Origin of the sequence: Ochrobactrum sp. MYb379 (assembly GCF_037479515.1) — a bacterium.
Classification (GTDB): Bacteria; Pseudomonadota; Alphaproteobacteria; order Rhizobiales; family Rhizobiaceae; genus Brucella.
The window spans coordinates 38,948-53,449 of the sequence record NZ_JBBGYW010000019.1; the positions used below are offsets into that span (position 1 = coordinate 38,948).

Genomic DNA, 14,502 nt, shown 5'->3' on the forward strand with positions numbered 1-14,502 from the left:
CTTTTTGCTTTGTTGTGGTGTGAAAGCGAGCAGTGTAAGTTCGGAGCGCTTGACGGGGGATGGGCGCGACATATGACGGAAAATGCAATGCCGAAGGACAGCTATTCTTCACGCCGGGGTGTGTGGGGCTGGATATTTTTTGACTGGGCGGCTCAGCCGTTTTTTACAGTTGTGACGACGTTTATTTTCGGCCCTTACTTCATCTCCCGCATGGCAGAGAGCCCCGAGGCTGGGCAAATTGCATGGGGCTATGGCTTTGCAGCAGCAGGGCTTGCCGTAGCGATCCTCTCGCCAATTTTGGGGGCTGTGTCGGACAGAACGGGTCCACGAAAACCTTGGATAGCCTTCTTTGCAATTATCAAAATTACGGCACTTTGCACGCTGTGGTTCGCTGTTCCGGGTGCCAATATTTATTGGGTGCTGTTTGCCTTTGCGCTGGCAATGATTGCCGCAGAGTTTTCCATTGTCTTCAATGATTCCATGATGCCAAGGCTTGTCCCACAAAAAGATATTGGCCGGGTGTCGAATATTGCCTGGGGACTTGGCTATCTTGGTGGCATGACGGTGCTGATTTTCATCGTGTTTTGTCTGGCGGCTTCACCAGAAACAGGAAAAACAATCATCGGAATTGATCCGCTGTTTGGGATTGATCCAGCAAAAGGCGAAGATGGACGCATAGCCGGACCGATTTCTGCCCTCTGGTATTTTGTATTTATCCTGCCGATGTTTTTCTTCACGCCTGATGTGGCAAAGGGTGAGAAACTTGCACCAGCTTTGCGCTCAGGTTTGAGCGAACTGAAAAAGACGCTTGGGGAAGTTCGCAAACGTCCGGGGATTGTTCGCTTTCTGATTGCGCGTATGGTTTATCAGGATGGCGTTAATGCTTTGCTGGCGCTTGGAGCTGGCTATGCGGCGGTGCTATTCAGCTGGTCGATCACCGAAATTGGTCTGTTCGGCATGATCCTCAATGTCATGGCGATTTTCAGTTGCTTGCTTGCAAGCAAGCTCGATACACGGGTCGGATCAAAGGTGGTTGTCCTTGGCTCAATCATCCTGCTTTTCATCGCGACGCTTGGTATTGTATCGACAGGCCACGACTATACGATTTTTGGCTTAATTTCCTTCGCACCGACGGATGTCAAAGGATTGTTCGCAACACCTGCTGAACATGCTTATCTGATTTACGGATTAATGATCGGTGCAGCTTTCGGACCGGTACAGGCATCATCGCGGTCATGGTTTGCGCGCAGCATTAAACCGGAAGAGTCAGGCCGCTATTTTGGTATCTATGCGCTGGCAGGGCGGGCCACCAGTTTCATTGGACCATTTTTGGTGGCGACTGTTACAGCGCTCAGCGGATCGGCAGCGCTCGGCATGTCGGTGCTGGTTGTGTTGTTTGGTGCAGGGTTTCTGCTGGCCAAAGCCACGCCTTATCCGGCTGAACGCATCTGAAAATAAAGCGCAGCGATGACGCTGCGCCCTACAGTTCACATCATGCCTGCTGCTTTGGCGCAGGTAATTGCGATCAGTCCACCGATGATCGGCGCTGCTACGGGCACCCAGGCATAAGACCAATCTGAGCCGCCTTTTCCTGGAATAGGCAGCAAAGCATGAGCGATGCGTGGTCCGAGATCGCGTGCCGGATTGATTGCATAGCCGGTTGGACCGCCCAGTGAAACACCAACTGCCCAGACAAGCAGGGCGACCATTAGTGGTCCAAGAACACCTGTTGCGCCAACAGCCTTTGCGCCAATGGCAATGACGACGAATACCAGCACGAAGGTACCGATGATCTCGGTCAGGCAATTGGCTGGTATGTTGCGGATGGCAGGCCCGGTGCAGAAGACGCCGAGCTTGAGCCCTTCGTCTTCCGTTGGCTTCCAGTGTGGCAGGTAGGCGAGATAGACAAGCACTGCACCTGTGAAAGCACCAAGCATCTGTGCCGCAATATAGGGCGCGACGTCAGCCGCCGGAAAAGTGCCAGCCGCATAAAAAGCAAGCGTTACGGCAGGGTTCAGATGACCTGCACTGCCAGCCGCAACGGCAACCATCACACCGCAGAGAACCGCAAAGCCCCAACCTGCGGTAATGACGATCCAGCTGGAATTCTGGCCTTTGGATTTTGCAAGAAGCACGTTTGCAACAACACCATCGCCCAATAGGATAAGCACCATCGTGCCGAGAAATTCACCGATAAAACCATTGCTCATCATCTACTCCGAGAAAATAACTTAGGTACTAAAAAGCCGCCCGGTGAGCGGATATGCTCACCGGCTGTCGATAATCATTGATCGTTTTCAAGTTTGGTCTGTTACGAGAGCCTTAGTTTTAGAGGCGTTTCGATCTGATTGAATCAGATCGGCGCTCTAAAACTTTTTACTTTAAGCATAATCTTATCGATCCTCGTTCCACTCCGGTCGGATTATGCTCTAATCGACCCAGTTGAGAGACCGCTGCACGGCCTTCTCCCACGCGTTGAACAGGCCAGTGCGCTCCTTTGCCGTCATCTTTGGATGCCAGCGCTGACCGACCTGCCAGTTCTCGATAATGTCGTTGGTTGATTTCCAGTAACCAACTGCAAGCCCAGCCGCATAAGCTGCACCAAGGGCTGTGGTTTCGATAATTTTCGGACGCACGACCGGCACGTTGAGAATATCTGACTGGAACTGCATGAGCAGTTCGTTGATGGTCATGCCGCCATCTGCACGCAGTTCAGTAATCTCTACGCCTGAATCCTTGACCATGGCTTCCAGCACTTCGCGCACCTGATAGGCGCTTGCTTCAAGGGCAGCGCGGGCAATGTGACCCTTATTGGCAAAGCGCGTCAGACCAGCAATGACGCCGCGTGCAGAATCTTCCCAATGTGGTGCATAAAGGCCGGAGAAGGCCGGAACGAAATAGACATCGCCATTGTCTTCGACCGTGCGCGCCAGTGTTTCAATGTCGGCGCTGGTTTTGATAATGCCAAGATTATCGCGCAGCCATTGCACCAGTGCGCCGGTGATCGCGATGGAACCTTCCAGCGCATAGATCGGCTTTTGTTCACCAAGTTGATAGGCAACAGTCGTTAAAAGCCCATAGGTGGATGGAACCAGTTTCTCGCCAGTATTCATCAGCATGAAGCAGCCGGTGCCATAGGTGTTCTTGGCTTCGCCCGGCTCAAGACAGGCCTGACCGAAAAGGGCTGCCTGCTGGTCGCCCAGAATGCCTGCAAGCTTGACACTGACAAGCGCTGGCAGGGTAATCTCGCCATAGACTTCGCTGGAAGAACGAATTTCCGGCAGGCAAGCTGCGGGAATACCGAACAGCTGCAGGATTTCCTCGTCCCATTTGAGCGTAGACAAGTCCATCAACTGCGTGCGTGACGCATTGGTGACATCAGTGATGTGAATGCCGCCATTTGCACCGCCGGTGAGGTTCCAGACAAGCCAGCTATCGATTGTGCCAAACAGCGCATCGCCTGCTTCTGTCTTTTCGCGCGCACCGGGAACATTATCGAGTATCCAGCGCAGCTTAAGGCCCGAGAAGTAAGTCGAAATCGGCAGTCCCGTCTTATCGCGCAAGCGATCAGCGCCACCATCTTGGACAAAATGATCGACCAGTTCGTCCGTGCGTGTGTCCATCCAGACAATGGCATTATAAAGCGGTGCGCCGGTCTTCCTGTCCCACAGCAGCGTTGTTTCGCGCTGATTGGTAATGCCGACGGATGCAATATCGGAAGCCTTGAGCTTCGCTTTTTTCAGTGTTTCGCCGATAACATGCTGCGTGTTGCGCCAAATTTCGTTCGGATTGTGCTCGACCCAACCAGCTTTCGGATAAATCTGCTCGTGTTCGCGCTGATCCATGGCGACAATATCGCCGTTTCTATCAAAAATAATGAAACGTGAACTGGTGGTTCCCTGGTCGATGGAACCGATAAATTGCGTCATTAAATATGCTCCTCCGTGTTTCATTACAGTCTAAACCGAACTTAAACGAAAATGATATGAATACAAAGAAATAGCCCCCGCAACACCTAAGTTGTGGGGGCTATAAATTGTTTAAGCCGTTGCTGAGATTAATGACGGAAGTGGCGCATGCCAGTCATCACCATGGCGATGCCATGTTCGTCAGCCGCAGCAATCACTTCATCGTCACGCATTGAGCCGCCTGGCTGGATGACAGCAGTTGCACCTGCCTGAACAGCAGAAAGCAGACCGTCAGCAAATGGGAAGAATGCGTCGGACGCAACCACACAGCCCTTGGTGAGCGGCTCAGCAAGACCGGCGGCTTCTGCTGCGTCTTCTGCCTTACGCGCTGCGATGCGGGCCGAATCCACACGGCTCATCTGACCTGCACCGATGCCGACTGTTGCGCCGTCCTTCACATAAACGATGGCGTTCGATTTCACATGCTTACCAACGCGGAAAGCGAACTTCATATCGTTGAGTTCGGCTTCGCTTGGTGCGCGCTTGGTAACGACTTTCAGATCGAGGTCATCGACATTGCCGTTATCGCGTGACTGAACCAGCACACCGCCTGCAACAGTTTTCGCTGCAATGCCCTTGGCGCGAGGATCAGGCAAACCGCCCGTTACCAGCAGACGCAGGTTCTTCTTAGCGGCAACGATGGCCTGTGCGCCTTCGGTTGCATCCGGTGCGATGATGACTTCGGTAAAGATTTTGACGATTTCTTCAGCGGCCGCTTCATCAAGTGTCTTGTTGAGCGCAACAATGCCACCAAAAGCCGAAACCGGATCGCAGGCGAGCGCCTTGAGATAGGCTTCGGTGATGGTTGCAGCTTCGGCGACGCCGCAAGGATTGGCGTGCTTGATGATGGCAACAGCTGCGGTGCGGGCTGGGTCAAACTCGGCTACCAGTTCGAAAGCTGCATCGGTGTCGTTGATGTTGTTATAGGAAAGCTGCTTGCCCTGAAGCTGCGTTGCTGTTGCAACACCCGGACGCTGTTCGCCGGTCAGATAAAAGCCAGCGGTCTGGTGCGGGTTTTCGCCATAGCGCATGACGGAGTGCAGCTTGCCTGCAACCGAGCGATAGGTCGGGGTTTCGTCGTTGATCGCTTCTGCGAACCAGTTGGAAATGGCTGCATCATAAGCCGCTGTGCGCGAGAACGCCTTGGCTGCGAGCTTCTTGCGGAAAGAAATAGGCAGCGAGCCTTCGTTCTTTTCGAGCTCGGCTACAACGTCTGCATAATCAGCGGGATCGACAACCGTTGCGACATAGGCATGGTTCTTTGCCGAGGCGCGGATCATGGCTGGGCCACCAATGTCGATGTTTTCGACGGTGGTGTCGTAGTCGCCGCCCTTGAAGCGAACTTCTTCAAACGGATAGAGATTGATGACGGCCAGATCGATACCGCCAATGCCGTGGGCTTCCATGGCAGCAACATGTTCCGGGTCGTTGCGCACTGCAAGCAGGCCGCCGTGAACCGATGGGTGCAGCGTCTTCACGCGTCCGTCCATGATTTCCGGAAAGCCGGTAACTTCCGACACGTCTTTTACAGGAATGCCTTCTGCGGCAATCGACTTGGCGGTACCGCCGGTCGAGAGAATTTCAACGCCATGGGCATGAAGCGCCTTAGCGAAATCGATGAGACCGGTCTTGTCGGACACGGAAATTAGGGCGCGGCGCACCCGATGAAGATCGGGAGCGGGGATATGCTTGGAGCTGACAGCCATAGGAAACGGTCTCTTCGTTGCTGAAGCGTTTTGCGTTCAGGAAGGGTGGGACGGTTTGCGAGTTAGCACAGCTGTGAGACGAATCATACCCTAAAAGCCAGAGATCGAGGCTTTATGAGCTAGGTATAGCTTCCGATGGCAACACGGCTGAATTGCCAGTTCACTTCCGGCAGTTCGTGTGCCGGGAACGAGAGCACGATTTGCTTTGATGTCACAGGTCCGCGGAAACCAGCAAAGAAGATGCTGTCTTCGAGCTGCGGAGCCACTTCAAAGCAAGAGAAAGCCCATGTGTCATCATGCGGTGCGCTGAGATTAATCAGCCCGTTTTCATCAAACGAGATTTCCACCGACGGATGGATATGAAAACGCACGGCAACATTATCGCGGCCATTCGCTTTTAAAGCTTTGGCGTCACCACGATAGAAGCGGTCTGCACCTTGGATAACGCTGCCATTATGCGAAAGCACGACACGGCGCTCATGAAAAATACCGAATAAGCGAACGTAGCCATCATGGTTTGCTACAAAACCTTGCCGCCCCTGATCTTCCACACGGTCGCGTTGAACGCGGGTCGGACCGGCAACGATTGGCGTGCCAATCATGCTGGACAGGCCGGTATTATGGCTGAAACGGCACGATGATGTATCATTGATGGTGGCGGTCGAGTGTGCCGCGGTTGAGCGTCCCAATGGACGAAATTCCGGCGGGCCGTAGCGATCGATGCCGGAATTAACAATATAGCGCTGACGCCCGGAGGACATTTCAAAGGCAAGGCAACCGGCATGGGCATCGCGCGACGAGGTCACGGGCGGTGGCAGACCTGTATCGGCTATGATCGTGGTCGCACCCATCGATAGGCGTTCATAGCCAGAATAAGGCGCGTGTGTGAGTGGTGAGCCTGCGGTTTCATCATGGCGCAGCACTGAAATGATGCGTTCGGACAATGTCGGGCCAACACCATTAAACAGCGCAAGGCTGCCATCCTGATGCCGGAAAAAACGCAAGGCTGGCAGCATGCGTTCGACGGCTTCAATCAGTGCCTTTGGCGGCGATTCTGTGCCATTGGCATAGGTCTGACGCAGTGGCAGCAGATCTGCCAGCAATTCAAGGATCGTCACCGGATTGCGCGAAATATGTCCGCCATCGGGCAGAATCTGGCGTTTCAGTTCATATTCGAGATTGCGGCGTGCCGCGCGCGCGGTCGGTGGTGAAACGGGTAGGGCAAGCGCTGCAAAGGCAAGGGCAATACGCGCACGCAGGCGTTCTTCACCATCATCCATGGCGGATGCTACGGTCCGTAGATAACGCACCTGCATGGCAAGCGAACGCATGAATTTGCGATAGGCTGGCAGTTCCGCACCCGAAAGAATGAGATTGGAATGCTGTAACCATGCGATAATGCGCTGGGCTGTCACTTCTGGCGACCATGCAAGACCACCGATGCGTCTGCCATAAAAGCGCATCCAGTCATCAACCAGCGCGCGCGCATTTGCGGTGGCAAGTTCGCTATTCGCGCTTTTGAGATGCCTGAGCCAGCCAAAGCCCTGAAGCGCTGCTTCCCATTCAGGTGTCGGCGGTTCAACTGCGAAAGGCGACATGCCGCCGGTTTCGACAAGACGACCAGCCAGCGCGAAACGGCCGTGGTAGAATTCCTGTGCCAATTGCGGATCGGCAACGCGGAGATCTGGCGGGGCAATCAGGATGCGTTCCGGCGTGAAGCCGGTGAAACGCCAGCGATAAAGCGGGCCCATGCGCAGGCGACGGCTAAACTTGCGCCAAGCCTGTGCAACAGCCAGTCCCCAAAGATGCGGGGTTTCGCTCAACGCGACTGCCACCCTCTCATTCTCCGTATTCAAATTCATTCGCAATGGACCCGATAAGGCAGGTCCGTCCTTTCATGACATGATGTATCGAAATGCTGCTTTCCAGATTTCGGAATCATGCATTCTTAGAATCGTCTATAATGGTGAATCGAGTGTTAACCATAATGGGTGCAGAGCACCCATTATGCCAAATCCGTCGATTTTTATCAGCAATGGCTAATTGATTAGGCCTTGCGTCTGAAACGGGCGGCGAAAAAGCCGTCCATGCCTGCCATATTCGGATTGCCATCAAATTTTTCCGCAGGCAGATCAGCAGGGGTTGAGCGCAAGAAGCCTTCTTTGGTGATCAAGCCTTCAAGCCCGGGGCACTCTCCAAGCGTGATCGGATAGGCTTCAATGGCCGGATTTTTCAGTGCATTGCGGGCCATGTCCTCGCCTTCCTGCGGATGCAGTGAGCAGTTGGAGAACAGCACTGTGCCACCGGGTTTCACAAGCGTGATGGCCTGCTCAAGCATTTTGGCCTGAAGGGTAGCAAGCTTCTTAATATCCTGCGGTGTCTTGGTCCATGGCACATCCGGGTGACGGCGCACGGTGCCAGTGGATGAGCATGGCGCATCCAGCAGCACGGCATCAAACAATGTATCCGGCTTAAAATCCATCATATTACTTGCAACCGTGCGGGCCTTAAGGCCCAGACGCTCCAGATTGCCGTCAAGCCGCTTGAGGCGGTTTTCGGACATATCAAGGGCTGTCACATCAGCACCCTGAAGCACAAGCTGTGCAGTCTTGCCGCCGGGGGCTGCACAAAGATCGGCCACGCGCTTGCCTTTAATGTCGCCCATCAGGCGCGCTGGCAGGCTTGCGGCGGCATCCTGCACCCACCAGTCACCCTCGGCAAAACCCGGCAGATCGGTGAGGTTGCCCTCGACTGTCTGAAGACGCACAGAACCGTTTGGCAAGGCTACGCCGCCGAGCTTCTCTGCCCATTCCGTCGGATCACCTTTAACGGTGAAATCGATTGGCGGCTCGTAGCCATGCATAGTCAAAATGGCTTCGGTTTTCTTCGGGCCGTAGGAATCGGTAAGGCTTCTTGAAAACCATTCCGGCACATTTTTTTCAGGCTGCAATGTGTGCTCGAGTGCGCGTTCTTTGTTGCGCGACAGACGGCGCAGAAGAGCGTTTACCAGACCTGCATATTTGCGATTGCGCGGGTCATAATTCGCCGCTTCAACCGCTAGATCAACGGCTGAATGATCAGGCAGCTTGAGATAGAAAATCTGCGCGACCGCGATATGCAGCAAATGCTTGAGCGCGTGCGCGTTTTCCGGCAGTGGGCGATCAAGACGCTTGTTAATTGCGCGATCAATGCTACCGCGATTGCGCAGCGCTGATCCCAAAATAGCGCGAACCAGCGAACGGTCGCGTGGCTCAAGTGCGAGATATTGCGGGTGACCATGGCTGTTATCAGTCAGACCGTCGAGCGATGTGTTCTTTTCGATCACCGCACCAAGCAGGCGAGCCGCAGTGAGACGTGCTGCAAGACCGGGCCGTTGCTGTTCGGCACGGTCTGCGGCGTAATCATGTGTCTGCGGCTTGTTATTTCCACGCTTTGGCGCAGTATTCTTATCGTTCACGCTGTTCTACTTTTCTGACGCTTGGTATGCGTTTCTATGACCATGGGCCTCGGTAGCCAGAATTGGAACCCGAACTGCCACTGTTATTTTCGTCTGCATTACCACTACTTTGCCCCCAAGGACCACTGTTTTGTGCAGGGGGCGCATTACGCTGCGTCATTCCTGACGAGCGAATGCCCATTTCGGCTGCCATTTGTTCGAGCGCCTGAATGCGATTATCAGTGTCCGGGTGGGTCGAGAACAGGTTGTCGGCGCCGCGCCCGCTCAGCGGATTGATGATGAACATATGGGCTGTCGCCGGGTTGTGCTCGGCTTCTTCATTGACAACTGACTTAGCCCCGCGCGCAATTTTACCGAGAGCTGAAGAAAGCCAAAGCGGATTTCCGCAGATTTCAGCACCTCTACGATCGGCGGCATATTCGCGGGTGCGGCTGACCGCCATCTGCACGATCATCGCTGCAAAAGGCGCGACGATCATGGCAAGGATCGTGCCGACCACGCCCATAATGCCATTGTTGTTTTCGCGGTTTCCGCCTAGGAAGAACGCGAAATTACCGAGCATGGAAATGGCACCGGCCAGCGTTGCCACGATTGTCATGGTCAGCGTGTCGCGGTTCTGAACGTGGGCCAGCTCATGCGCCATCACGCCTGCAACTTCTTCTGGTGTCAGCCGGTTCAGTAGGCCGGTTGTGGCTGCAACAGCAGCATTTTCTGGATTTCGGCCCGTCGCAAAAGCGTTGGGCTGGTCTTCGTGAATGATATAAACTTTTGGCATTGGCAGGCCCGCATTGGCAGCGAGACCACTGACCATCCGATAATAATCGGAACCAGAACGCTCATCCACTTCCTGCGCATTATACATGCGCAGCACCATTTTGTCGGAGTTCCAATAGCCAAACAGGTTCATGGCTACAGCGACCACGAGCGCGATCATCATGCCGCCGCCGCCGCCGAGCAAATAACCGATGCTCATGAACATGACTGTCATGAGAGCAATCAGCATGGCAGTTTTCGTCATATTCATGTGTCGAGGTCTCCAGTTCAGCAACAGTTTACATCAATCGGGGTTTTGCTTACCCACCAAGTTTAACTATATGATGGGTATGGAACGCTATCGCTTCAATAATGGATTTGCCGCCTATGACCGATAAATTCAACGAAACAGAAATGAATGACAACGCTGATCGCAGCAAAATTGATACTCTGCCGCCCGCAGCCCAGCGCGCGTTAAAGGAAGCGGAAGAACGCCGTGCTGCCCAGACTGCTGAAAAGCAGCCGCGCGAAATAGGTGGTCGTGGTGGCAAAGATCCCGCTCGCTTTGGCGATTGGGAGATCAAGGGTCGGACCATCGACTTTTAAGTTTGGGATATTTCCGTTTCTGCGGCCTGCAAATCGCGTTCTTCTGCGCTTCCGGTGCTCATGTACCCAAAAGTACACTCCGCTCCGGTCCTCGAAAACCACGATTTTCGACACGCATGAACGAAAATCTCGTCAAACTTGGGCGCATTCACATACCCCGTTAATAAAGAAAAAGGCCGGGAAATCCCGGCCTGTTTTTATTTCTTGTTCTGACGATTTTCGATCAGGTCGTCCACAACGCCAGGATCGGCAAGCGTTGAAGTATCACCCAATGCGCCAAACTCGTCTTCTGCAATCTTACGCAGAATACGGCGCATGATTTTGCCAGAACGGGTTTTTGGGAGGCCGGGTGAGAACTGGATCTTATCCGGCGTTGCAATAGGCCCGATTTCCTTGCGCACATGCAAGGTCAGCTCTTTGCGCAGGGCTTCTTCGTCCTGAACGCTCTCGCCGGTCATCAGCGTGACATAGCAATAAATGCCCTGTCCCTTGATCGGATGCGGATAGCCGACAACAGCCGCTTCCGAAACCGAGTGATGCGAGACGAGTGCCGACTCGATTTCCGCGGTGCCAAGGCGGTGGCCGGAAATGTTGAGTACGTCATCGACGCGGCCGGTAATCCAGTAGTAGCCATCTTCATCGCGGCGGCAGCCGTCACCTGTGAAATACTTGCCCTTATAGGTGGAGAAGTAAGCCTCAATGAAGCGCTTGTGATCGCCGTACAGTGTACGCATCTGACCCGGCCAGCTGTCGATAATGCAGAGATTGCCATCGACTGCGCCTTCAATAACCGCACCTTCATTGTCCACCAACTGCGGCTTGACGCCAAAGAATGGACGGGTTGCAGAACCTGGCTTGAGGTCGGTTGCACCCGGCAATGGAGTGATGAGAATGCCGCCGGTTTCCGTCTGCCACCATGTATCAACGATTGGCGAATGCTGATCGCCGACCACGTTGTAATACCATTCCCATGCTTCCGGGTTGATCGGTTCGCCGACCGAGCCAAGAAGACGTAGGGTGGAACGCGAAGAGCGGGTGACGAATTCGTCGCCAGCGCCCATCAGAGCGCGGATAGCTGTTGGCGCGGTGTAGAAGATGTTGACGTGATGCTTGTCGATCACTTCCCAGAAACGACCCTGATCAGGGAAGTTCGGAACGCCTTCAAACATCAGCGTGGTCGCGCCATTCGCCAATGGTCCGTAGACGATATAGGAATGGCCTGTGACCCAACCCACATCCGCCGTACACCAATAGATGTCGCCGTCATGATAGTCGAAAACATATTGGTGCGTCATCGACGCGTAAACGATATAGCCACCGGTTGTGTGAAGAACGCCCTTTGGCTTGCCTGTTGAACCAGAGGTATAAAGAATGAACAGCGGATCTTCCGCATTCATTGGTTCAGGATCACAGGTCGGTTCGACGCTTGCAACTTCCTGATGATACCAAAGATCGCGGCCTGGTCCCCAGCTGACCTTGCCGCCGGTGCGGCGCACGGTCAGAACCTTATTGACCATGACATATTGCTTGGCAGCGATGTCGATAGCTGTGTCGGTGTTTTCTTTCAGCGGCACGGGCTTACCGCCGCGTACACCTTCGTCGGCAGTGATAACGAAAGTGGATTCGCAATCGACGATACGTCCGGCCAGCGCTTCCGGTGAGAAGCCGGCGAAGACGACGGAATGCACTGCACCAATACGGGCGCAGGCCAGCATCGAATAAGCTGCTTCCGGGATCATCGGAAGATAAATGGTGACGCGATCGCCCTTCTTGACGCCGTGCTTTTTAAGGACATTGGCAAGGCGGCAGACATTTTCATGCAGCTCGCGATAGGTGATTTTCTTGTCGATATAGGGATTGTCGCCTTCCCAGATAATCGCAACCTGATCGCCACGGCTTTTGAGATGACGGTCGATACAGTTGTAGGAGATGTTGGTAACACCGTCCTCATACCATTTGATCGAAACGTCGCCGTTGAAATCGGTGTTCTTGACTTTGGTGAAGGGTTTGAACCAATCAATCCGTCGGCCGTGCTTGGCCCAGAATCCATCCGGGTCGGTCACGCTCTCATTGTACCATTCGAGATATTTCTCGTTGTCGATGAGCGTGTTTTTCTTTGCCCCCGGCAGAACAGGGTAAAGCTTTTCCGACATGTCGTCCTCCTTGCTGTCCGGCGATCCTCCCGCCGTAATCGATAGCTCGCATCGGGGCGAAGCTATCGCCAGACTCATCTACATTCCGTCTGGCTCAACGTAAATTAGACATTCGGATCGACTATGGTCCACAGTGACGCAGCACGAAAATATGATCAGCGTGGCAGCACTCACGCTAATATGTTGCTAACATATTGTTTTTACGTTTTAAAAACTAATTTCTGCGATTATAATTTCTGTGGGGTCCGCTGAATATTCACAATGAGATCCCTATAAAAAGGGGAAATCGCCATGACGACATCCGCTTTTATTTCAAAGTCTGCCTTTGAATTGCAACTTGCTGGTTACGGTCTGACAACGGCAAAGCTTTTCTACCATATGCCGGATCATCCGCATTTGTTGCAGCTTTTTGTCTGGCAACATTACGATCTCGCACCGGAGTTTCCAGAGTTGCACCACTTCATCGAATTCTGGAAAGAGAAGATCGAAGGGCCGTTGCATTCGGTTGTCTACGCGCATCAAAAACTGTTGGGTCCATCAGATTGGAAGAACGTGCGAGGGGAAATACTGTTGCACTGATCCCCACTCCTCTATGATTGGCAGCAGGTTTTGATTCCAATTGGGGCATACGGACGGCCAAATGGCGTTTGTTCATCTTTCTCATCCGGAAAAGGCGCTGCTTTACGCGTCCAAGACATTGCTTGGGTGCCTGATCTGCTGGTTTGGACTTCAATGGGCAGGGGTTGATCATCCGATTTGGGCAGTGATCACGGTCCTCATCATTTCTGATCCGGATGTTCGTACCACGCTTGCGCTTTCACAGGCTCGGGCGATCAATACCGCTGTTGGATGCATGATCGGCATGGTCACGATCTGGCTGGTGGGCTACTCGCCAGTTGCAAGTCTGTTTGGTGCAGCGCTCACCGTCTTTGTGATCCTGATGATCGACCGCTATCCGGTGAACTGGCGTCTAGCGCCCGCAACGGTGGTGATCGTCATGGATGCGGGACGCTTTGCGCAAACGCGCAATGAGGAGCTTCTGCTTGCGCTCACGCGATTAATGGAAATCGCATTGGGTTGTGTGGTGGCAATTACTTTGGCCTGGATTTACACCAAGATAATAGAGCGGGTGAGGGCGCATCGACGCCCACCTCCGCCTCAAGCCGACGGTGAATAGCTCCGTCCGCCAAAGATTGCCGAACCCACGCGTACCGAAGTCGCGCCGAAACCAACTGCGGTCTCGAAGTCGCCCGACATGCCCATGGAGAGCTTTTCGACGCCTGCCGCACGGGCAAGCTTTTCAAGCAATGCGAAATGCGGACCGGGATTTTCATCGGCAGGTGGAATGCACATCAGACCTTCGATTGTCAGGCCATGTTCAGTGCGGCAGCGTTCGACGAAGGCAACAGCTTCTTTCGGGGGGATGCCAGCCTTTTGTTCTTCAAGACCGGTATTGACCTGCACATAGAGCTTTGAGCTTTTGCCCTGCTTTTTGATCTCGACAGCTAAGGCGGCTGCGATCTTCTCGCGGTCCACGGTTTCGATCACATCGAAGAGCGCAACCGCATCGGCGGCCTTGTTGGACTGCAGGGGGCCGATGAGATGTAATTCAATACCTGAATAGGCTTCGCGCAATGCGGGCCATTTGCCTTGCGCTTCCTGAACGCGGTTTTCACCAAACACTCGTTGGCCTAAATCTAACGCTGGGCGAATTTCGTCCGCATCGAATGTTTTGGACACTGCAACGAGCGTCACAGAGCCCTTTTTGCGATGCGCTTCTTTCTCGGCATTGGCAATCGCGGTCTTGACCGTGTTCAGGTTCGCACCAATATCTGACATGAAACTCTCGCTTTCAGGCT

The 14,502-nt window shown here is 53.8% G+C and carries 12 protein-coding genes; 4 read left to right on the forward strand and 8 right to left on the reverse strand.

Going from position 1 to position 14,502, the window contains the following annotated elements:
• The first annotated feature begins 72 nt into the window (after window positions 1-72).
• Window positions 73-1,452, forward strand: coding sequence for an MFS transporter (locus WH356_RS21590; RefSeq protein WP_339514544.1), 1,380 nt, complete (start codon window positions 73-75; stop codon window positions 1,450-1,452).
• 35 nt (window positions 1,453-1,487) lie between these two features.
• Here the strand turns inward: WH356_RS21590 and WH356_RS21595 are convergent, their stop codons facing one another.
• From WH356_RS21595 to htpX, 6 genes are all read right to left on the reverse strand, one after another.
• Window positions 1,488-2,210, reverse strand: a complete 723-nt coding sequence (locus WH356_RS21595) for an MIP/aquaporin family protein (RefSeq protein WP_339514546.1) — start codon at window positions 2,208-2,210, stop codon at window positions 1,488-1,490.
• A 219-nt stretch (window positions 2,211-2,429) separates the two neighbouring features.
• Window positions 2,430-3,929: a glycerol kinase GlpK gene (gene glpK, locus WH356_RS21600; RefSeq protein WP_339514548.1), complete on the reverse strand. Its 1,500-nt coding sequence runs from the start codon at window positions 3,927-3,929 to the stop codon at window positions 2,430-2,432.
• Window positions 3,930-4,057: 128 nt separating this feature from the next.
• The gene (purH, locus tag WH356_RS21605; RefSeq protein ID WP_339514550.1) at window positions 4,058-5,674 is read right to left on the reverse strand and encodes a bifunctional phosphoribosylaminoimidazolecarboxamide formyltransferase/IMP cyclohydrolase; all 1,617 of its coding nucleotides are present in this window, start codon (window positions 5,672-5,674) and stop codon (window positions 4,058-4,060) included.
• Between the two features lie 119 nt (window positions 5,675-5,793).
• On the reverse strand, window positions 5,794-7,536 hold the full coding sequence (locus WH356_RS21610; protein ID WP_339514552.1) for a heparinase II/III family protein: 1,743 nt from the start codon (window positions 7,534-7,536) through the stop codon (window positions 5,794-5,796).
• A gap of 185 nt (window positions 7,537-7,721) precedes the next feature.
• A complete protein-coding gene (locus tag WH356_RS21615) occupies window positions 7,722-9,131 on the reverse strand; it encodes an RsmB/NOP family class I SAM-dependent RNA methyltransferase (RefSeq protein ID WP_339514554.1) in 1,410 nt (469 codons plus the stop codon).
• A 34-nt stretch (window positions 9,132-9,165) separates the two neighbouring features.
• A complete protein-coding gene (gene htpX / locus WH356_RS21620; protein WP_339514556.1) occupies window positions 9,166-10,155 on the reverse strand; it encodes a zinc metalloprotease HtpX in 990 nt (329 codons plus the stop codon).
• A gap of 116 nt (window positions 10,156-10,271) precedes the next feature.
• Here htpX and WH356_RS21625 point away from each other — a divergent pair, with 116 nt between their 5' ends.
• Window positions 10,272-10,490 carry a DUF1674 domain-containing protein gene (locus WH356_RS21625; protein ID WP_339514558.1) on the forward strand — a complete coding sequence of 73 codons (219 nt, stop codon included), beginning with the start codon at window positions 10,272-10,274 and terminating at the stop codon, window positions 10,488-10,490.
• A gap of 197 nt (window positions 10,491-10,687) precedes the next feature.
• Here the strand turns inward: WH356_RS21625 and acs are convergent, their stop codons facing one another.
• Window positions 10,688-12,643 (reverse strand): acetate--CoA ligase, encoded by a 1,956-nt coding sequence (gene acs / locus WH356_RS21630; RefSeq protein WP_339514560.1) that lies wholly within the window; start codon window positions 12,641-12,643, stop codon window positions 10,688-10,690.
• Window positions 12,644-12,934: 291 nt separating this feature from the next.
• Between acs and WH356_RS21635 the strand changes: the two genes are divergently transcribed.
• Together WH356_RS21635 and WH356_RS21640 are read left to right on the forward strand one after the other, a co-directional pair.
• Window positions 12,935-13,222, forward strand: a complete 288-nt coding sequence (locus WH356_RS21635) for an usg protein (protein ID WP_339514562.1) — start codon at window positions 12,935-12,937, stop codon at window positions 13,220-13,222.
• Between the two features lie 61 nt (window positions 13,223-13,283).
• Window positions 13,284-13,820, forward strand: coding sequence for an FUSC family protein (locus tag WH356_RS21640; protein WP_339514564.1), 537 nt, complete (start codon window positions 13,284-13,286; stop codon window positions 13,818-13,820).
• Here WH356_RS21640 and WH356_RS21645 read toward each other — a convergent pair.
• A complete protein-coding gene (locus WH356_RS21645) occupies window positions 13,802-14,482 on the reverse strand; it encodes a YggS family pyridoxal phosphate-dependent enzyme (RefSeq protein WP_339514566.1) in 681 nt (226 codons plus the stop codon). The genes WH356_RS21640 and WH356_RS21645 overlap by 19 nt on opposite strands.
• Between the last annotated feature and the right edge of the window lie 20 nt (window positions 14,483-14,502).

Coding starts and splice junctions, on each gene's coding strand:
- WH356_RS21590 (WP_339514544.1), top strand. CDS start 73: ATGACGGAAAATGCAATGCCGAAGGACAGCTATTCTTCACGCCGGGGT.
- WH356_RS21595 (WP_339514546.1), bottom strand. CDS start 2,210: ATGAGCAATGGTTTTATCGGTGAATTTCTCGGCACGATGGTGCTTATC.
- glpK (WP_339514548.1), bottom strand. CDS start 3,929: ATGACGCAATTTATCGGTTCCATCGACCAGGGAACCACCAGTTCACGT.
- purH (WP_339514550.1), bottom strand. CDS start 5,674: ATGGCTGTCAGCTCCAAGCATATCCCCGCTCCCGATCTTCATCGGGTG.
- WH356_RS21610 (WP_339514552.1), bottom strand. CDS start 7,536: ATGAATTTGAATACGGAGAATGAGAGGGTGGCAGTCGCGTTGAGCGAA.
- htpX (WP_339514556.1), bottom strand. CDS start 10,155: ATGAATATGACGAAAACTGCCATGCTGATTGCTCTCATGACAGTCATG.
- WH356_RS21625 (WP_339514558.1), top strand. CDS start 10,272: ATGACCGATAAATTCAACGAAACAGAAATGAATGACAACGCTGATCGC.
- acs (WP_339514560.1), bottom strand. CDS start 12,643: ATGTCGGAAAAGCTTTACCCTGTTCTGCCGGGGGCAAAGAAAAACACG.
- WH356_RS21635 (WP_339514562.1), top strand. CDS start 12,935: ATGACGACATCCGCTTTTATTTCAAAGTCTGCCTTTGAATTGCAACTT.
- WH356_RS21640 (WP_339514564.1), top strand. CDS start 13,284: ATGGCGTTTGTTCATCTTTCTCATCCGGAAAAGGCGCTGCTTTACGCG.
- WH356_RS21645 (WP_339514566.1), bottom strand. CDS start 14,482: ATGTCAGATATTGGTGCGAACCTGAACACGGTCAAGACCGCGATTGCC.